Raw genomic sequence first — 18,833 nt, 5'->3', positions numbered from 1 at the left:
CGGGCCGGACGTGGGACCGGGCGCCCGGCTTGTGCCGAGCGCCCGGTCCCCGGTCAGGTCAGCCCTTCGACAGGGCCCCGTAGCGGAACTTGAACGAGGCGTCCAGGGTGTCAGCGGCACCCGAGATGTCCGTCCCGGTCACCGCGACCTGGGCACCCTGCAGCAGCGGCACGGTCGACAGGTCCTCGGCGACGGCCGTCTGGATGTCGCCGATGAGCGTGGCACGGGCCTCCGGGTCGGAGGTCGTGGCCTGCTCCAGGATCATGTCGTTCACGTCCTGGTTCTCGTAGTGGTTGTGCAGGAAGTTGTCGATCAGGAAGAACGGCGTGAGGTAGTTGTCCGCGTCGGAGTAGTCCGGGAACCAGCCGAGCTGGTAGGCCGGGTACACGTCGGTGGTGCGGTCCTTCGAGTACTGCACCCACTCGGTGGACTGCAGGTTCACGGTGAACAGGCCGCTGGACTCCAGCTGGTCCTTGATCAGCGCGTACTCGTCGGCCGAGCCGGAGCCGTAGTGGTCCGGGTTGTACTGCAGGCTCAGCTCGACCGGGGTCGTCACGCCGGCGTCGGACAGGGTCTGGGCCGCCTTGTCGGCGTCCGGGCCACCCGAGCCGTCGCCGTACAGGTCCTTGAGCGCCTCGTTGGCGCCGGTCAGACCGGCCGGGACGTAGGAGTACAGCGGGGTGTACGTGCCCTTGTAGACCTGGGTCGCGATCTCCTCGCGGTCGACCAGGTCGGCGAGGGCCTGGCGGACCGCCAGGGCCTTGGCCGCGTCGGCCTCGGGGGTCGTGGCGCCGTAGGGCATCGTGTCGAAGTTGAAGACGATGTAGCGGATCTCACCGCCGGGACCGTCGACCACCTGGACGTTGCTGTCGCCGCGCAGGTCCTCGATGTCCGTCGCGGACAGCGAGCGGTACGCGACGTCGATGTTGCCCTGCTGGACGTCCAGCTTCAGGTTGGACTCCTCGGCGTAGTACTTGACGTCGACGTTCGCCGTCTTCGGTGCGCCGAGCAGACCCTGGTAGTCGGGGTTCGCCGCGTAGCTGACCAGGTTGTTCTGGTCGTAGCTGGTGATGACATACGGACCGGCGAACGCGTTGCCCGCGACGATGTCGGCGTCGGGGGTCAGCGCGTCGGCGGCGAAGACCTCCTCGTCGACGATCGGGCCGGCCGGGCTCGACAGGATCTGCGGGAAGATCTGGTCGTTCGCCGACTTCAGGTGGAAGACGACCGTGGTGTCGTCAGGCGCGTCGACGCTGTCCAGGTTGTAGAGCAGCGAGCTCGGGCCGTTGCCGTCGTCGGCACCGGAGGCGCCGATCGCGAGCTGGCGGTCGAAGGTGAACTTCACGTCGGACGACGTGAGGTCGTGGCCGTTGGCGAACTTCAGGCCCGGCTTCAGGGTCACCGTGTACTCGGTGTCCGAGGTGAACTCGGCCGACTCGGCGATGTCCGGCTCGACGTCCGGGCTGCCCAGCGGGGTGTTCATGAGGAACGGGAAGACCTGGTTCATGACCGCGAACGAACCGTTGTCGTACGAGCCGGCCGGGTCGATCGTGGTGATCTTGTCGGTGGTGCCGATGATGATCGAGTCCGAGGACCCACCGCCGGAGCTGTCACCTCCGTCGCCGTTGTCGGAACCGCCGCTCGAGCAGGCGGTGAGAACCAGGGCCGTCGCGGCGAGACCCGCCGCGGCGGCGGCGGCTCGGCGATGAGGCAGGCGAACCATGCGTGACCTTCTCTCCTGAGGAGCGCGCTGAAACCGGGCCCAGCGCGGGGAATTGTCCATGGTTAGCACACTCCTGTCCCAACAGATGAACACTGTTCACGATTTTTACGCCCCTGCAATGTTCGTCGTGCGGGCGTGCCTCAGGGCGACCCCCCGGGCGAGTCCGAACCGTGACCTTCGGATGCCGGATCGTGACCTCATCCGCGCGTCAGGACTCGGTGGCCGGCGACACAGTCCACGTGGAGGCGGGACCGCGCGCCCCGCGGGGGCGGACCGGCGCGGCCCTGCCGGGGTGGACCGGCGCGGCCGGTGGACGTGGACCGGCCCGGGGACGTGGAGGTGAACCTCGATGGTGGGTTCGGCGATGGTCGGGCGAGCGCGGGTCCCGGGCGCGCTCGCGGCGCTGGTCGCGATCACCGGCCTGGTCACGCTGGCCGGGTGCGGTCAGGCGGCGGAGGCGGTGCAGCACACCGGGCAGGTCCGCAGCGTGCCGCCGGGGCAGCTCGACGCCGGCGACGTCGCCGACGCGCAGACCGCGTTCGGTCTCGACCTCGTGCACGCGCTGTGCAGCGAACCGGCCGGCTCGCAGGACGTGCTGGTCTCGCCGACCGCGCTCGCGGAGGTGCTCGGCATGCTCCAGCCCGCAGCGCGCGGCGGGACCGCGACCGCGCTCGCCGACCTGCTGCACGAGCCGCTCTGGTCCGACGACCTCGTCGCGGCGCAGCGCGAGCACACGACGGCCCTGACCTCGCTGTCCTCGACCGAGGAGGGGCGCGACACGCTCGAGATGAGCAACCGGCTGTGGACCGCGCTCGGCGTCGCGCCCGAGCAGGAGTACCTCGACGACGTCGCGACGGCGTTCGACGCGAGCGTGTGGGAGGTCGACCTGGCCGGCGACCCGGACGGCGCGACCCGGCGGATCAACGACTCGGTGCGGGACGACACGCACGGCCTGATCCCGACGTTGTTCGACCAGCCGCTCAGCCCCGACATCCGGGTGGTGCTCACCGATGCGCTGTACCTCGACGCGACCTGGACGACACCCTTCACCGAGACCGTGGACGCGCCGTTCCACACGGCTGACGGCGACGTGACCGTGCCGCTCATGCTCGGCGGCGAGGGGGCGATCGCCGAGGCGGACGGCTGGCAGCGGGCCGAGCTCGACTACGTCGACGGCACGATGGCGGCCATCGTGGTCCTGCCCCCCGACGGCGTCGACCCGTGCGCGGTGAGCGCGGACGTGCTCGCCGGGCTCGAGCAGGCCGAGGACGTGCCCGGCGACGTCGCGATGCCGCGGCTGCACCGCGAGCAGACCCACCAGCTCCTGGCCACCCTGACCGACATGGGTCTGCCGGCCGACGGTGACTGGTCAGGTCTCGGCGAGGACCTGGTCGTCAGCCAGGTGGTGCTCAAGGTGCTGCTCGACGTCGACGAGGAGGGCACCACGGCGGCGGCCGCCGCGGGCGCGGGGATGGCCGGCTCCGCGCCGGGCGAGCGTCCCTCGTTGGTGGTCGACCGGCCTTACCTGCTGGTGCTCACCGACACCGCGACCCGTTCGCCGCTGTTCGTCGCCGTCATCCAGGACGCCTCGGCCTGAGGGTCGGCCTGACGACTCGGCGGATCGGTGTGAGCCGTCCCGCCCTCGGCCGCCGGGCCGCCTACGGCCGCCGCGCCGCTGCCGCGACGCCGCGCGGGACGACCGCCTGCTTCCTCGCCGCCTACGGCAGCCGCCGGGCCGCTGCCGCGACGCCGTGCAGGACGACCGCCCGCCTCCTCGCCGCCTACGGCAGCCGCCGCGCCGCTGCCGCGACGCCGCGCTCGACCGTCGCGGACAGCGGGGAGAACGGTTCGACCTCGACGCCCGTCCGGGACCTGGTCCAGGTCCCGACCACCACGCCGCGATGCACGACCGTCGGTCGGAACACTCCGTTGTTGCCCGGAACCACCCGGTCGGCGACGTCGGGCGGCACGGTCACCGTGCGATCGGCGTAGCCGAGCACGATCTCGTCGAAGCCGGGCAGCAGGTGCACCCGTTCGGCCGGCGCGCGGTACTCGTCGAGCAGTCCCGGCACCTCGGGGGCCAGCCAGTGCTCGGTACCGCCGACGTCCAGCCGGGCGAGGCGGTCGCTGACCGCGGCGAGACCGGTGCGCACCTGCCCGAGGGGCAGCCCGGACCACCGCGCGAGGTCGGCCACCGTGGCCGGGCCGTGCGAGCGCAGGTAGCGCAGGGCGAGCTCGGCGAGAGCCTCGTCGCCGCTCAGCTCCCGCGGGTGGCTGATCCACTCGGCGTTCAGCACGAAGCGCTGCTCGCTGCCGCCGTCGTGCGGGCCCTGGCAGAGCACGCCGCGCTGCGCGAGCTCGACGATCAGGTGGTAGCCGCGCCCCGCGTCGGTCGGCAGCCCGGCGGCTCCGAACGCGGCCAGGAGCTCGGCGCGCGGCAGGCCACGGCCCGGCAGCACCTGCTCGGCCACCCCGTGCGCCGTGCCGACGTCGCTCTCGTCGAGGCCCAGCCCGCCGCGTCGCCGCAGCGCCGCGGCGCGCGGCCGACCGGTCATCAGGGCCAGCATCCAGCCGAGGTCCTCGGCCGCGACGGCGTGCAACGTGCCGCGCATCGGCCACGAACGCACGATCGTGCCGCTGTCGTACGCGGCGAGCACGTCGTCCCCGCCGGCTCCGCACCGCAGCGCGATCGACCGCACCACGCCGGCCGCGTCCTGGCCCTGGGCCGCGAGCAGGTGGCGCACCACTGACGGCGGGTCGGCCAGCGGCGGGCCGGCGACCCGCTGCGCCACCAGGCGAAGCAGGGCGAGCTCGGCCGGACCCCGTGTCATGCGCTCAGGCTAGGTCGTGCCTCCGACGCGCTTCCCGGCCCCGACGCGCTTCCCGGCCCCGCCGGCCGTCTCGGCCCCGCTGGCTGTCCTGCCCCCGCTGGCTGTCTCGGCCCCGCTGGCTGTCCTGCCCCCGCCGGCCGTCCCGGCCTCGCCGGCCGACCCGGCCTCGCCGGCCGACCCGGCCACCGGGCGTCCCGGCACCACCTAGGGTGGCGACGTGCCCCTGGTGGTCTACTCCGCACAACGCCTGGCCCTCTTCGCCGCGGCGCTCGCGGCGCTCTACTGGCTGCGGGTCGGCGGCTGGTTGCTCGTGCTGCTCGCGGCGCTGATCGCCTGGGCGCTGTCCTACGTGCTGCTCGGGCGCTCGCGGGATGCTGCCGCCCTGTGGCTGCACGACCGGGTCAGCGGGCGCTCCGCCGGCCGGTTCGGCACCGGGTTGGCGGCCGACGCCGACGCCGAGGACGCCGAGGCCGGCCTGCTGGCCGGCGATCCTCTGGAGGGCGACGTCGACGCCGAGGACGCCGAGGCCGGCCTGCTGGCCGGCGGTCCTCTGGAGGGCGACGTCGACGTCGGCCGTCCGGCCGACGCCGAGGCCGACCCGCTCGCGGGCGCCTCCTCAGAGCGCGAGGCCGAGGCCGAGCAGGACGCCGTAGGCGAGCTCGAGCATCCCGGTCCCGGCGAGGACCGGTCGCAGCAGGGCGCCGCGCGCGCCGAGGACGACGGTGCTGCTGAGCATCACGGCCGGCAGGAGCAGCAGCAGCACGAGCAGTGACCACGGCGCCACCACCGCGCACGAGGCGCCGAGCACGATCGACAGGCCGAGGAACCATGCGTACACCCGGCGGGCCCGGTGCTCGCCGAGCCGGACCGCGAGGGTCCGCTTGCCGGTGAGTGCGTCGGTGGGTACGTCCCGGACGTTGTTCACCATGAGCAGCGCGCAGGCCAGCAGGCCGATGCCGATCGCCCCGGCCCACGCGGGCCAGGACAGAGCGAGGGCCTGGGTCCACGTGGTGCCCAGCACGGCGACCAGGCCGAAGAACACGAACACGCCGACCTCGCCGAGCCCGCGGTAGCCGTACGGGTTGCGCCCGCCCGTGTACCCCCACGCCGCGGCGATCGCCAGCGCGCCGACCGCGATCATCCACCACTGCCCGCTCACGGCCACCAGGGCGAGCCCGAGCACCGCGCCGACCCCGAACGCCGCCCACGCGGCCGCCTTGACCTGGCCCGGACGCGCCGCGCCGCTCGCCGTCAGGCGCATCGGGCCGACCCGGTCGACGTCGGTGCCGCGGATCCCGTCGGAGTAGTCGTTCGCGTAGTTCACGCCGACCTGCAGGGCGAGCGCCACACCCGCGGCGAGGCCCGCGCGGCCGAGGTCGGCCGACCCGAGCTGGGCGGCCGCGCCGGTGCCGACCAGCACGGGTGCCACCGCCGCCGGCAACGTGCGCAGGCGGGCGCCCTCGAGCCACTCGGCTGCTGTGGCCATCGGTCCTCCTCGGGCGTCACACGGCGACGGTGCGTCGTCCGGCGCTGGTCCTCCCGCACCGGTTCGGCGAGCGGCGGCGCGCCGGTTCCGACGCGTCAGTCTGCCGGGTCCTGCGCGGCCAGGTGTGCCACGGCGACCCGGTCGACCTTGCCCGGGCCTCGGAGCGGCAGAGCCGCCACGACCACCAGCCGCCGCGGGGCCGCGGCGGAGCCCAGGGTACGCACCACCGCGTCCCGCGCCCGCTCGAGGTCCGGTGCTCCCCGGCCCGCGACCACGACGGCGACCGGCGCCACGCCCCATCGCTCCGACGTCACGCCGACCACGCACGCCTCGGCGATCTCCGGCAGCGTCACGAGGACCCGCTCGACGCTGCTCGGCACCACGTTGGTCCCGCCGACCACCAGTACGTCGTCGCGCCGCCCCAGCACCTGGAGGCGTCCGTCGACCAGCCGGCCGAGATCGGCGGTGCGCAACCAGCGCCGGCCGTCGCGGACCTCGAAGCCCGCGTCCCCGTCGAGGTAGCCGCGCGCGAGCGTCGGTCCGGAGAGCAGCACGACGCCGTCGTCGAGCTCGATCTCCACGCCCGTCAGCGGCACGCCGTCGTAGACGCAGCCGCCCGCGGTCTCGGTGGACCCGTAGGTCGTCACGACCCGCAGCCCGAGGTCGCGCGCCCGGTCGAGCAGGTCGGGCGAGCTCGCCGCCCCGCCCACGAGCACGGCGTCCAGCCCGGCGAGCGGTCCGAGGCCGGCCCGGTCCAGCCCACCGGCGTCGTCGGCGGCCGACACCGCGCGGTGCAGCTGCGCCGGCACCACGGACGCGTAGCGGGCGCCCGCGGCGGCAGTTGCGATGGCGACGATGTCGCCGGGGTCGGCGACGGCCGGCTCGTGGCCGGCGAGCACCGAACGCACCAGGACCTGCAGCCCGGCGACGTGCTGCGCCGGCAGGGCCAGCAGCCAGCGCCCCGGGCCGCCGAGCCGCTCGTGCGTCGCCTCCGCCGAGGCGCGCAGTGCTGCGGTGTCGAGCAGGACTCCTCGCGGGACACCGGTCGACCCGGAGGTGTGCACCACGGCGGCGACCTCGTCCGGCACGTGGGCCGGGAGCGGTGGCAGCGGCGTCCCGCCGTGCGGCGCCAGCGCCGGCCCGGAGCCGTCGAGCGCGGCTGCGACCTCCTGCGCGAGGGCACCTACCGGTCGGCCGGACACCGGCCACGGGAGGAGGGGTCGCACAGTTCCACCCTAGGCGGGACGTAGAGTGAGGCGGCGCCACCGGCGCCCCGAGAGTCGGCAACGCCCAAGGAGCTGTCGTGCGCTTCGCCCCCTCCCGCTCGCTGCGGTCCCGTGCCGCGGCCGGTCTGACCGTTCTCTTTGCGGTCGCGCTCGCCGGCTGCACCCAGGAGCCGGCACAGCCGCCGGACCCCGTCACGGTGACCCCGACGATCGAGCCGGTCCGGACCACGCCGCCCGAGCCGGTGGTCCCGACCGTGTGGCCGCTGACCGGGGTGGAGACCGACGAGCTGCCGGACCGGCCGGCCGTCGCCGTGAAGATCGAGAACTCGCACCTGGCCCGCCCCCAGACCGGACTCGACCAGGCGGACATCGTCTGGGAGACGATCATCGACTTCGACATCTCGCGGCTGGTGGCGGTGTTCCACTCCCAGACGCCCGAGGGGATCGGCCCGATCCGGTCCGTGCGGCCGATGGACATGGCGATCGCCGCGCCGCTGCAGGGGCCGCTGGTGTTCTCCGGCGGGCAGGCCGGCATCCTCGCGCTGGTGCCGAAGGCCGGCATCCAGGGCATGAACTTCGACTACGGCGCGCCCGGCATGTACCGGGTGTCCTTCCGCTCGGCGCCGCACAACGTCTACGGCGACGTCCAGACGTTCATGGACAACGCCGACGCCGACCACTCGTCGACCCCGCCGCAGCAGTTCGCGTTCGCGCGCCACGCCGAGGGGGCGACCGCGGTGGTCTCCGGGACCGACGCCGCGACGGTCTCGCTGCGGCTGTCGACCGAGTCCAGCCCGTCGTGGACGTGGGACGCCGCCAGCGGCCGATGGCTGCGGTCGGAGGGCAGCACTCCCGCGACGGTGGCCAGCGGCGACCGGATCGGTGCGGTGAACGTGGTGATGGTCGTCGCGCCGCACCCGGACAGCGGGTTCAACGCCCAGCTCGGAGCGCCCGTCCCCACCTACAACCTCGTGGGTGACGGTCAGGGCTGGGTCGCGACCGGCGGCAAGGTCCTCGAGGTGACGTGGCACAAGGACGCCGAGGACACCCCGCTGCAGCTGCTCACCGCTGACGGGCAGACCGTCGAGCTCGCACCTGGCAACACCTGGGTCGAGCTCGTGCCCCAGGGCACGGGTTCGGTCACCATCGGCTGAGCCGGTCACCCGTCGGCCCGCCGGCGAGGGCGCGGGCGCTCGGCCGAACGGCCGAACGCCGACGCTTCCCGGCGGCGAGCCCCGATACCATCGAGGTCCCGTGCTCGGAGCACGGGGGCTGGGGGGTCGATGCGGGACGAGCGGGACGTGCGGACAGCGCGGGCCGAGCACGTCGACGACCCCGGGCGGGAGCCCGGTCCGGCTCGCCCCGACGCGGCTCCGGCGCGCGTGGACGACCTCGGGCGGGAGCCCGGTCCGGCTCGCCCCGATGCGGCTCCGGTGCGCGTGGACGACCTCGCCTGGTGGGCCGGCGCGGCGCTCGACGAGACGTTCGACCCGATCGTCCTTGCCTCCCCCGAGCCCGACGCGCACGCGCCGACCCGTCTCGTGGTCGTCTACGCGAACGCAGCCGCGCTGGCCTGGGGCAAGCGTTCGGGCTTCGGGATGGGGCTCGGGTCCGAGCTCACCGCCGGCGTGCGTGGTGCGCAGCTGCTGGAGGCGTTCCTCACCGGGCACGCCCTCGTGCTGGACGGCGTCCAGGCCGCGCCCGGCTCGGCGACCTTCCGGTTCATCGACCTTCGTGCGACGCGCCTCGGTGACCAGCTGCTGGTCACCTGGCACGACGTCAGCCGCCGCTTCGAGGCGGAGCGTGAGCGCGCGGCCGCGCAGGCGCGGTTCGAGGCCGTGCTGCGCAACCACCCCGACCCCGCGATGCTCGCCCTGCCTGTGCTCGACGACGACGGCGCGCCCGTGGACCTGCGGGCCTGGTACCTCAACCGGGCCGCCCGTGAGTGGGGTATCGACGAGGGCACGCGGCTCGGCGCCCAGCTGGGCCGCACCGACAGCGTGGACCTCCTGACGATGGGGCTGGAGGTCGTACGGACCGGACACCCGGCGGTGGTGGACGACGTGCGCGTTGTCGCGGAGGACGGCTCGTCCCGCTGGGTCGACCTGCGAGCGGTGGAGATCGACGGTGGCCTGATCGCGTCGTGGCGTGACGTGACCGCTCGCCACGCGGCCGACGAGGCGCTCACCGCGAGCGAGGAGCGGTTCCGGCTCGCGTTCGACGACGCCCCGGTCGGCATGGCCATCGCCCAGCTCGACGAGGTCGGGCTCCGCTACGTCAAGGTCAACGGCACCTACGCCGCCATGCTCGGCATGGAGCCCGTCCAGATGGAGGGGCGGCTGGGTACGGAGTTCGCCCATCCCGACGACCGCGCGCGCGACGAGGAGCTGCTGGCCGGCCTGCGGGCCGGTGACCGCACCGGCTACCGCCGCGACAAGCGACTGGTGCGCGCCGACGGTGAGACGGTCTGGGTCCGGATGTCCGCCGCGCCCGCCTTCGTGGACGGCGGTCCGCAGTACGTCATCACGCACGTCGAGGACATCACCGAACGCCGCGCGGTCGAGGCCGAGCTGGAGCGCCGCGCGCTGTACGACTCGCTGACCGGGCTCGCCAACCGGACCCTCCTGATGGATCACCTGGCCCAGACCACCCGCACGATGGCGCGCACCGGTGGGCGGGCCGCGGTGCTCTACCTCGACCTGGACCACTTCAAGGACGTCAACGACACCCTCGGTCACGCCGCGGGCGACGACCTGCTGCGTGAGGTGTCCACGCGCATCACCGACGTCCTGCGCGCCGACGCCACGGCCGCGCGGATCGCCGGTGACGAGTTCGTCGTGGGCAGCCTGGTCGCCGACGACCTCTCGGCGGTGCGGATCGCCGAGCGGCTGCACGCCGCGATCATCCGGCCGATCCTCCTGGGCACCCGCGAGATCGTCGTGCGGCCGAGCATCGGGGTCGCGACGACGACCGACCCGACCACGAGCGGCGACGACCTGCTGCGGCGGGCGGACCTGGCCATGTACCACGCGAAGCACCGCGGCGCGGACCCGTGGGCGCTGTACGACGACGACCTGCACGCGCTCGCCGTCGGGCGGCTGGCCGTCGAGGAGGACCTGCGGACGGCTCTGCGCGACGACGGGTTCCGGCTGCTCTACCAGCCGGTCGTGTCGCTGCCGGAGGGGACGATCGTCGCCGCGGAGGCCCTGCTGCGACTCGAGCACCCTGAACGTGGCCTGCTCAGCCCGGCCGAGTTCATCGACGTGGCCGAGGACAGCGAGCTGATCGTGCCGATCGGCGGCTGGGTGCTGCAGGAGGCGACGCGGCAGCTCGCTCGGTGGCAGGAGATCCGTCCGGGCACCCAGATGTCGGTGAACGTCTCACCGCGCCAGGTCCGGCACCTGGCCGTCCGGGACCAGGTCGTCTCGGCGCTGGCCGCGTCCGGGCTCCGGGCCAGGGACCTGCACCTCGAGATCACCGAGCGGGTGCTGCTGGACGCGAACGAGGACATGCTGGCCGAGTTGCGGGACATTACGTCCGAGGGCTGCGGGCTGGCGATCGACGACTTCGGCACCGGGTACTCGTCGCTGGCATACCTCACCCGGTTCCCGGTGACCCAGCTCAAGATCGACCGGAGCTTCGTGTCGGGGCTCGGCCGGCGCGAGCAGGACACGGCCGTCGTCGAGGCGATCATCGGGCTGGCCCGCGCGCTCGGGCTGGTGACCGTGGCCGAGGGGGTCGAGACCGCCGAGCAGCTCGGGCTGCTCAAGGAGATGGGCTGCACACGCGCGCAGGGCTACCTGATCGGTCGGCCCATGACCGGGGAGCGGCTCACCGCGCTGCTCGAGGAGTGAGCCGCGCGGCTCGGTAGCCCGGTAGCCCAGTGGCTAAAAGTAGTACGGGAACGCCGACCAGTCCGGGTCTCGACGCTCGAGGAACGCGTCGCGACCTTCGACGGCCTCGTCGGTCATGTAGGCCAGGCGGGTCGCCTCACCGGCGAACACCTGCTGGCCGGCGAGCCCGTCGTCGGCGAGGTTGAACGCGAGCTTGAGCATCCGCACGGCCTGCGGCGACTTGCCGGCGATCGTGCGGGCGTACTCCAGCGCGAGGCCCTCGAGGTCCGCGTGCTCGGCGACCTCGTTGATCGCGCCCCACCGCTCGGCGTCCGTCGACGTGTAGGTCCGGGCGAGGAAGAAGATCTCCCTGGCCCGCTTCTGGCCGACCTGGCGGGCCAGCAGCGCGGAGCCGTACCCCGCGTCGAACGAGCCCACGTCCGCGTCGGTCTGCTTGAACATCCCGTGCTCCCGGCACGCGATCGTCAGGTCGGCGACCACATGCAGCGAGTGCCCGCCGCCGGCGGCCCAGCCGTCCACCACTGCGACGACCACCTTCGGCATGGTGCGGATGAGGCGCTGCACCTCGAGGATGTGCAGCCGGCCGGCCCGAGCCGCATCCAGCGGGTCGGACTCGCCGGTCCCGGTCGCGTACCGGTAGCCATCCCTGCCGCGCACCCGCTGGTCGCCACCCGAGCAGAACGCCCAGCCGCCGTCCTTCGGGCTCGGGCCGTTGCCGGTCAGGAGGACGACCCCCACGTCCGGGCTCATCCGGGCGTGGTCGAGCACGCGGTACAGCTCGTCGACGGTGTGCGGCCGGAACGCGTTGCGCACCTCGGGCCGGTCGAACGCGACCCGCACCACCGGCAGGTCCCGCTCGGTTGCCGTCGCGTCGCCGCTCGCCGGCCCGGCGTTCCGGAGCACGCCTCGGTGGTACGTGATGTCCGTGAGGTCCGCGAAGCCGTCGACCTCTCGCCAGCGCTGCGGGTCGAACGTCTCGGAGACCTTGCGGGGCAGTGCACTCATGGGCGCCAGCGTAGGGGCGCGGTCACGGGCCCGTCGGGTCGTCACAACCCGCCGCCCGGCCCCTCGGCCCCGGCCTGCTCGCCCGACCGAGGCCGGCCCCGCCCGGCCCGCCACGTGGCCCCTCGACTCCGGCCTGCTCGCCCGACCGAGGCCGGCCCCGCCCGGCCCGCCGCCCGGCCCCTCGACCCCCGGCCTGCTCGCCCGATCGGCCCCGCCCCCGCGCGGCCCGCCACGTGGCCCCTCGGGCTCGGTGCCGACCCGGGCACTACCGTGTCGCTGTGCACTCCGAGGCGACCTGGGTCTACCGGCTGGGGCTGCGGACCCGGTTCCGTGGTCTGACCTCGCGCGACGGGGTGCTCGTGCGCGGTGACGCCGGCTGGGGCGAGTTCGCGCCGTTCTGGGACTACGACGACGTCGCGGCGCGCGCCTGGTGGGCCTCCGCTCGCGAGGCCGCCGACCACGGTTGGCCCACCCCGGTCCGCGACGCGGTGCCGGTGAACGTCACCGTGCCGGCCGTCGACCCCGAGACCGCTCGCCGCCTCGTGCTCACGTCCGGGGGCTGCCGCACCGCGAAGGTCAAGGTGGCCGAGGTCGGCCAGGACCTCGGTGACGAGGTCGCGCGGCTCGAGGCGGTCCGCGACGCGCTCGGCCCGGGCGGCGCGATCCGGATCGACGTGAACGGGCGCTGGGACCTCGCCACGGCCCTCCAGCGACTACCGGTCCTCGACCGCGCGGCCGGTGGCCTGGAGTACGTCGAGCAGCCGTGCGCGACGGTCGAGGACCTGGCGGCGGTGCGTCGCGCGCTCGACGTGCCGGTCGCGGCCGACGAGTCGGTGCGCCGCGCCGAGGACCCGCTCGCGGTGGCCCGGGCGGGCGGCGCCGACGTGCTGGTGCTCAAGGTCGCGCCGTTGGGCGGGGTGTCCGCCTGCCTGAGGCTCGCGGAGCAGACCGGGCTGCCGGTCGTGGTCTCCTCGGCGCTCGAGACCTCCGTCGGGCTGGCGGCGGGCGTGGCGCTCGCGGCGGCGCTGCCCGAGCTGCCGTATGCGTGCGGGCTCGCGACGGCGCAGCTTCTCGCCGACGACGTGGTGGCCGAGCCGCTCACCCCGGTCGACGGAGCGATCCGCGTCCGCGCCGTCAGTCCCGAGCGGGCTCTGCTGGCCACCCACGCCGCGGACGACGAGCTCACGGCGCGGTGGGCGGCCCGGGTGGCCCGGGTCGTAGGTGTGGCGGCATGACCGGACCGAGGGATGGCGCGATGAACAGCCCGCTCGACAGCCCGCTCGACAGCCCGCTCGACAGCGCCAGGAACCCGTCGACCCAGGCGGCGCGGGTCCTGGTCCAGGCGCTGGCCGGGTTGGGCGTCCGCGATGTGGTGCTCGCACCCGGCTCGCGCAGCGCACCGCTGGCGTATGCCGTCGCCGAGGCGGCCCTCGCGGACGACGACCCGACCCGCGACCCGAACGCGCCGCGGCTGCGTCTGCACGTCAGGATGGACGAACGGGTGGCCGGTTTCGTCGCCCTCGGCCTGGCCCGCGCGGCCAGGCGCAGCGGAGACCAGCGGCCCGTGGCCGTGATCACCACGTCGGGCACGGCGGTCGCCCATCTGCTCCCCGCGGCGCTCGAGGCGGCGCACTCCGGTCTGCCGCTGCTGTTCCTGACCGCCGATCGCCCGCACGAGCTGCGCGGCACCGGTGCGAACCAGACGACGCATCAGGTCGGGCTGCTCGAGCCCGCGGTGCGGATCACGTTCGACGTGCCTGCGCCGTGTGGTCGACCTGACGAGGATCGGGACGTCCGCAACGTCGTCTCCCGTGCCGTCGGCGTCGCGCTCGGCAGCCGCGATCACAACCCCGGACCCGTGCACGTCAACCTCGCCTTTCGGGAGCCACTGGTGCCCACGGGGCCGTGGCCCGCTCCGTCGACCGACGGGCTGACCCGGGTGCACGCGCACCCCGGGACGCCGGCCGGCATCGAGCTGGCGGCGTTCTCCGACGCGAATCGTCCGGTGTCGGCATCCGACGGTGTGCGCACCGTCGTGGTCGCGGGCGACGACGCAGGGGTGGAGGCGTCGGTGGTCGCCCATGCGAACGAGTGGCCGTTGCTGGCCGAACCCTCGGCGCGGGTCGGCGGTGGCCCCAACCGCATCCCCGTGTACCGGCTGCTGCTGGACGGCACGACGCTCGCGTCCGAGGTTCAACGCGTGGTGGTGCTCGGCCGGCCGACCCTGTCGCGACCGGTGCAGGCGTTGCTGGCGCGTCCCGACGTCGAGGTCTGGGTCGTGGCGGAGCGCGGCCGGGACTGGACTGACGCGGCGCGACGCGCGGACCTGGTGGTGCCGGGAGTGCCCGGTCAGCTGATGCGCGGCAATCTCGGCCGTGGCATGGGCTGGCTGCCGCGATGGCAGGAGGCCGGGCGGGCGGCCGCGCGTGCCGTGGCCGACGTGCTCATCGGCGAGCAGGGGGCGGACAGTGGCCCGCTGGTCGCCGCACTGCTCGCGGCCGAGCTCGGCCCGGGGGACGTGCTCGTGGTCGGCGCGAGCAACCCGGTCCGCGATCTCGACCTCGTGGCTGCCTGGGACGACCCGCCGCTCGTGGTCGCCAACCGGGGGCTCGCCGGGATCGACGGCACGGTGTCCACGGCAACGGGGCTCGCGCTGGGGCTCGGCCGTCCGGTCCGGGTGTACCTCGGTGATCTCGCGTTCCTGCACGACGTCGGCGGGCTCCTCTCGCCGCCTGGCGAGGAACGTCCGGACCTGCAGGTGATCGTGGCCGACGACCGCGGCGGGTCGATCTTCGCGACGCTCGAGCACGGCGATCCCGCGCTGGCCCCGCTCGCCGAACGGGTCATGACGACGCCGCACGATGCGGACATCGCGGCTCTCTGTGCCGGCTACGGCGTGCCCCACCGGGCCGTCTCCGCCGCCCAGCTGCCTGCGGCCCTCCGCGACCCCGTGCACGGCACGAGCGTTCTCCAGGTGCACGTCGACCGGAGCCGCCGGCGCGAGCTCGCGGCGCGGCTGTCCGAGTCGGTGCGGTCCGCGGTCGACTGACCGTCCGGCCCAGCCGGGTCCGCCTCGCCGGCTCAGCCACTCCCGCCTCGGCCGTTCTGCCGCTCAGCCGCGTCCGCCTCGGCCGCTCAGCCGCTCGCCCGGGTCCGCTTCGCCTCCTTCCCAGAGCGTTCGGTCCCGCCACGAGCCTCCTGTCACCCTCCCCGACCGGTCTCTCAGGAGACTCCCAGGTCGACCCCAGCGGGTGATCAGCGGGCTGAGGTCTCCTAGAGGTCGAAGGAGGTCGACAATGCACCCGTCCGAGAGGCCCGAGAACGGCCAGCCCATGCGCCCGCAGACCGCGGCTCCGTGGGTGGCGCCGTCCGGCGTCGTCCAGACCGTCGCGCCGACCGCGCAGACGACCCCGCCCCTGGCCAGCTACCCGCCGGTGGCGCCCCAGTACCCGTATGGCTCGCCTACGGGTCAGGGCGCGAACACCTACGGCCCGTACCCGCCTGCGCCGCCCGCCCCGCCGGCAGGTGGTGGTGAGCCCCCGCTCGGCTCCGAGCAGCCGGTCGGGCAGACTCCGCCGCCGCCGCGCCGCAACCGTCTCTGGTTGCCGATCGTGTCCGCGGCCGCAGGTGCCGCGGTGCTCGCGAGCTTCGGGACGGCCGGCCTGCTGGGTGCGTTCGAGCCGCAGAACACCACCTCGGTGTCCCTCGCGTCGCTGGACGACACGGGGACCTCGAGCGTCCCGGTGTCGAGCTCGAGCGCCGCCGCTCCGGACTGGGAGGCAGTCGCGGCGGCGGTTCGTCCGTCCGTGGTGGCGATCGAGGTGCAGATCCAGGGCGGCACCGCTGAGGGGTCGGGCGTGATCATCGACTCGAGCGGCAACATCGTGACCAACAACCACGTGGTCGCCGACGCCGTTCAGGGTGGCATCACCGTGACGCTGTCCGACGGGCGGGTCTACTCCGCGACCGTGGTCGGCACCGACCCGACGACGGACCTTGCCGTCATCGCGCTGACCGACCCGCCGAGCGACCTGGTGCCGGCCAGCATCGGTGACTCCGACCAGGTGCAGGTCGGCGAGGCCGTCATGGCCGTGGGCAACCCGCTCGGTCTGTCGAGCACCGCGACCACGGGCATCGTCTCCGCGATCGATCGCCCGGTCTCCACATCGGACGGCAGCAGCACGACGGTCGTCACCAACGCGATCCAGATCGACGCCGCCATCAACCCGGGCAACAGTGGTGGCCCGCTGTTCAACAGCTCGGGCGAGGTCATCGGCATCACGTCGTCGATCGCGTCGCTGTCGCAGTCGTCGGGCTCGATCGGGCTGGGCTTCGCGATCCCGTCGAACCTGGTCGATCGCGTCGCGGCCGAGCTGCTCGACTCCGGCACGGCGTCGCACGCCTTCCTGGGCGTCTCGCTGAGTGACGGCACGGCGACCGCCGATGGCGTGACGCGGCGCGGTGCGGTGATCGAGCAGATCACCCAGGGCTCGCCCGCGGACGACGCCGGCCTCCAGGTCGGCGACGTGATCGTGGCGATCGACAGCAACCCGGTGAACGGCGCCGAGTCACTCACCGGTTATGTGCGCGAGCTGGCCTCCGGTCAGAGCGCGACTCTCACAGTGGTCCGCGGAGGCTCGGCGTTCGACGTCGATGTCACCTTCGCGGCGCTCAGCTCCGGCTCTCAGTGACGTTGCCCTGAGGAGCCTGCCCCGGGGCAGAAGGGCTTGAGGAGGCCCTACCGGACACCTGCCCCCTAACCTCGGGCCGGGATGCGCGCGGCATCCCGGCCCGAGGTGTACCTGGCCCCGAGTCTGTGGTGTCGCCCTGGGGTGTGCCCGGCCTCGAGTCCTGTGGTGTCGCCTGAAGCGCCGGGCCGCGAGTCGAGCGGCCCCAGACCCCAGCGACGCCCCTTCAGCCCGTGCGTTCGAGGTCGGCGACGGGATCGCCGGTAGGCACGCTGAAGGCGCGTCCGTAGGGGTCGCGGAACTCGTAGCGCCGCGGTTCGGCCCACACGCCGTCTCCCGGTCTTGCCGGGGGCCCGAGGCGTGTGATCGCGAGGTCGTGGGCGTGCACCGTGTGGTGGTGGTGCGAGCAGAGCAGGACTCCGTTCTCAAGATCCGTCGGCCCGCGGTCGCGATCCCACCAGCGGATGTGGTGGATCTCGCAGTAGGCGGCCGGCACGTCGCAGCCGTTCCAGCCACAGCCGCGATCCCGGACGATGATCGCGCGGCGCTGTGCCGCCGTGAACAACCGCTCGGTTCGTCCAGCGTCCAGCGGAGTCGAGTCCGCGTCGAGCACCAGGCGGCCGATCTCGGAGTCGCAGAGGAACCGGCCGAGCTCGCTCATCGGCAGCACCGTGCCGTCGTCCAGCAAGGCAGGCTCGGTCTCCGCCGTCGGCGCGCGGCGCGCGGCGACCTCGGCCACGGTCTCGGCCGGGACCAGCACGCACACGGTTGGCCGGACGGACCGCCCGCTCACCCGCGAGTCGGCGTCCCGCTGCACGTCGTCCCAGGCCTGTGCGGCCGACGGTTCCGCCGGACGCCCGGTCCGCCGGACTCCGGCGGTTCCGCTGGTGCCACGCTCGACGGCGGCGACGAGGGCGTCGGCGTCAGCCTGCTCCTTGCTGCGTTCGGCGTCCGGCGCGATGCCCATCCCGTCCAGCGCGGCACGCAGGGCGGCCCCCGCGACCCGGTCGAGGCGCCCGCGCACGTGGGTACCGTCGGGGCGCTGGGTGAGGATGAGGAAGCGGGCCGCTCGCTGGGCGGCGTGGTCGCGCTCGACGGACGTCGGGTCCCATCGGGCGACCATCCGGTCGGTTGCGGCGGCGAAGTCCCGCAACGGCAGACGCTCGGCCATCCGCACCAGCTCCGCCTGGGTCTCCGGCTCGGCCAGTCGTCGTTGAGCGTTCTCCCCGGCGCGCGCGTTGGCTCGGGCGAGGGCGTCGGCGTGCGCCAGGGGGAGTCGGCCGTCACCGACCGCCTGCTCGACTGCAGGCATCGCCTCGAGCGCGTCTGCGAGCCGGATCTCACGCCGGGCTTCGCCGAGTCCGGTGCGCGCCTGCCTGGCGCGAGCGGCCACGAGGTCGCGGTCTCCCGGGCGGATCGCCGTGCCCTCGTCCCGCTCGGCGACAAGGAGCCGCGACCGGGCCATCGCAAGGGCCCCGGACGCACGCTCGAGCTCTCGCAGCGCCGCGGCGCGATCCGCCGCGGTCCAGTCCGCACAGCGCGTGCAGGCTGCCGCGAGGGCCCGAGCCGCTGACGTGAGCGAGGCGGCCGCTCCCGCCCCGCCCGCGGTCGTCGGCACCGCAGCGGTCTCCAGAGGTGTCGGGAGGGCAGTCTGCTGCGGAACGGAACGGTGATGCGTCGGCGTTCCCGGCCGGCCCGTCGGAGCGAACCCACCCTCGCTGGGTGCAGGGCCGGCGACAGCCCACCCGGGGAGCTGCGCGCGCGGGCTGTCGAACATGTGTTCGAGCCTAGCGGTCAGCAACAGGCGTGTCAAGATCGATAGTGCCTCTGACCTGGGCTTTCATCCACTGTCGCCGCTGAAGGTGCCGCGTCCACAGATGGGTCGGACCTCGCGTCCGGTCGGTCCGGGGCCCATGTGGACGAGCGGACCTGGACCCGGCCCTGGCGCGTCCGGCGGGGGCGCGCCCCGTGGCCCCAGCCAGCACCTCGCACCGCCCGCGCCTCACCGCCGCAAGCGCCG

The 18,833-nt window shown here is 74.1% G+C and carries 12 protein-coding genes and 1 pseudogene; 7 read left to right on the top strand and 6 right to left on the bottom strand.

Annotation, left to right across the window (positions count from 1 at the left end):
* Positions 1–58: 58 nt before the first annotated feature.
* Entirely contained in the window at positions 59–1,723 is a 1,665-nt protein-coding gene (locus OEB99_RS19475) for an ABC transporter substrate-binding protein (protein WP_263578972.1), read from the bottom strand.
* A gap of 349 nt (positions 1,724–2,072) precedes the next feature.
* Here OEB99_RS19475 and OEB99_RS19470 point away from each other — a divergent pair, with 349 nt between their 5' ends.
* On the top strand, positions 2,073–3,320 hold the full coding sequence (locus OEB99_RS19470; RefSeq protein ID WP_263578971.1) for a serpin family protein: 1,248 nt from the start codon (positions 2,073–2,075) through the stop codon (positions 3,318–3,320).
* Positions 3,321–3,504: 184 nt separating this feature from the next.
* On the opposite strand, the gene OEB99_RS19465 is transcribed toward OEB99_RS19470, so the two are convergent.
* On the bottom strand, positions 3,505–4,554 hold the full coding sequence (locus OEB99_RS19465) for a winged helix DNA-binding domain-containing protein (protein ID WP_263578970.1): 1,050 nt from the start codon (positions 4,552–4,554) through the stop codon (positions 3,505–3,507).
* A 217-nt stretch (positions 4,555–4,771) separates the two neighbouring features.
* On the opposite strand from OEB99_RS19465, the pseudogene OEB99_RS19460 reads away from it, so the two are divergent.
* Positions 4,772–4,954, top strand: a pseudogene (locus OEB99_RS19460) (DUF4229 domain-containing protein); the annotation flags it as partial.
* A gap of 216 nt (positions 4,955–5,170) precedes the next feature.
* On the opposite strand, the gene OEB99_RS19455 reads toward OEB99_RS19460, so the two are convergent.
* Complete coding sequence (locus OEB99_RS19455; protein WP_263578969.1) at positions 5,171–6,040, bottom strand: 1,4-dihydroxy-2-naphthoate polyprenyltransferase; 870 nt, start codon at positions 6,038–6,040, stop codon at positions 5,171–5,173.
* Positions 6,041–6,135: 95 nt separating this feature from the next.
* Positions 6,136–7,266, bottom strand: coding sequence for an AMP-binding protein (locus OEB99_RS19450; RefSeq protein ID WP_263578968.1), 1,131 nt, complete (start codon positions 7,264–7,266; stop codon positions 6,136–6,138).
* 77 nt (positions 7,267–7,343) lie between these two features.
* Between OEB99_RS19450 and OEB99_RS19445 the strand changes: the two genes are divergently transcribed.
* Together OEB99_RS19445 and OEB99_RS19440 are read left to right on the top strand one after the other, a co-directional pair.
* Positions 7,344–8,420 (top strand): DUF3048 domain-containing protein, encoded by a 1,077-nt coding sequence (locus OEB99_RS19445; protein WP_263578967.1) that lies wholly within the window; start codon positions 7,344–7,346, stop codon positions 8,418–8,420.
* Positions 8,421–8,567: 147 nt separating this feature from the next.
* Complete coding sequence (locus OEB99_RS19440; protein ID WP_263578966.1) at positions 8,568–11,120, top strand: putative bifunctional diguanylate cyclase/phosphodiesterase; 2,553 nt, start codon at positions 8,568–8,570, stop codon at positions 11,118–11,120.
* Positions 11,121–11,153: 33 nt separating this feature from the next.
* Here OEB99_RS19440 and OEB99_RS19435 read toward each other — a convergent pair whose 3' ends face one another.
* Positions 11,154–12,125: a 1,4-dihydroxy-2-naphthoyl-CoA synthase gene (locus tag OEB99_RS19435; RefSeq protein ID WP_263578965.1), complete on the bottom strand. Its 972-nt coding sequence runs from the start codon at positions 12,123–12,125 to the stop codon at positions 11,154–11,156.
* A 278-nt stretch (positions 12,126–12,403) separates the two neighbouring features.
* On the opposite strand from OEB99_RS19435, the gene OEB99_RS19430 reads away from it, so the two are divergent.
* The 3 genes from OEB99_RS19430 (at position 12,404) to OEB99_RS19420 (ending at position 16,816) form a co-directional block, all read left to right on the top strand.
* Positions 12,404–13,360 (top strand): o-succinylbenzoate synthase, encoded by a 957-nt coding sequence (locus OEB99_RS19430; protein WP_263578964.1) that lies wholly within the window; start codon positions 12,404–12,406, stop codon positions 13,358–13,360.
* Positions 13,357–15,174, top strand: coding sequence for a 2-succinyl-5-enolpyruvyl-6-hydroxy-3-cyclohexene-1-carboxylic-acid synthase (menD, locus tag OEB99_RS19425; RefSeq protein WP_263578963.1), 1,818 nt, complete (start codon positions 13,357–13,359; stop codon positions 15,172–15,174). Before OEB99_RS19430 ends, menD begins: the two co-directional genes overlap by 4 nt.
* A gap of 247 nt (positions 15,175–15,421) precedes the next feature.
* The gene (locus tag OEB99_RS19420) at positions 15,422–16,816 is read left to right on the top strand and encodes a S1C family serine protease (protein WP_263578962.1); all 1,395 of its coding nucleotides are present in this window, start codon (positions 15,422–15,424) and stop codon (positions 16,814–16,816) included.
* Positions 16,817–17,039: 223 nt separating this feature from the next.
* Here the strand turns inward: OEB99_RS19420 and OEB99_RS19415 are convergent, their stop codons facing one another.
* Positions 17,040–18,431, bottom strand: coding sequence for an HNH endonuclease signature motif containing protein (locus tag OEB99_RS19415; protein ID WP_263578961.1), 1,392 nt, complete (start codon positions 18,429–18,431; stop codon positions 17,040–17,042).
* Positions 18,432–18,833: the final 402 nt, after the last annotated feature.

Origin of the sequence: Actinotalea endophytica (assembly GCF_025717005.1) — a bacterium.
Classification (GTDB): domain Bacteria; phylum Actinomycetota; class Actinomycetes; order Actinomycetales; family Cellulomonadaceae; genus Actinotalea.
The sequence above is the reverse complement of the archived record's forward strand: the minus strand, read 5'-3'. Positions and strand labels throughout refer to the sequence as shown.

Coding starts and splice junctions, on each gene's coding strand:
- OEB99_RS19475 (WP_263578972.1), bottom strand. CDS start 1,723: ATGGTTCGCCTGCCTCATCGCCGAGCCGCCGCCGCCGCGGCGGGTCTC.
- OEB99_RS19470 (WP_263578971.1), top strand. CDS start 2,073: ATGGTGGGTTCGGCGATGGTCGGGCGAGCGCGGGTCCCGGGCGCGCTC.
- OEB99_RS19455 (WP_263578969.1), bottom strand. CDS start 6,040: ATGGCCACAGCAGCCGAGTGGCTCGAGGGCGCCCGCCTGCGCACGTTG.
- OEB99_RS19420 (WP_263578962.1), top strand. CDS start 15,422: ATGCACCCGTCCGAGAGGCCCGAGAACGGCCAGCCCATGCGCCCGCAG.
- OEB99_RS19465 (WP_263578970.1), bottom strand. CDS start 4,554: ATGACACGGGGTCCGGCCGAGCTCGCCCTGCTTCGCCTGGTGGCGCAG.
- OEB99_RS19435 (WP_263578965.1), bottom strand. CDS start 12,125: ATGAGTGCACTGCCCCGCAAGGTCTCCGAGACGTTCGACCCGCAGCGC.
- menD (WP_263578963.1), top strand. CDS start 13,357: ATGACCGGACCGAGGGATGGCGCGATGAACAGCCCGCTCGACAGCCCG.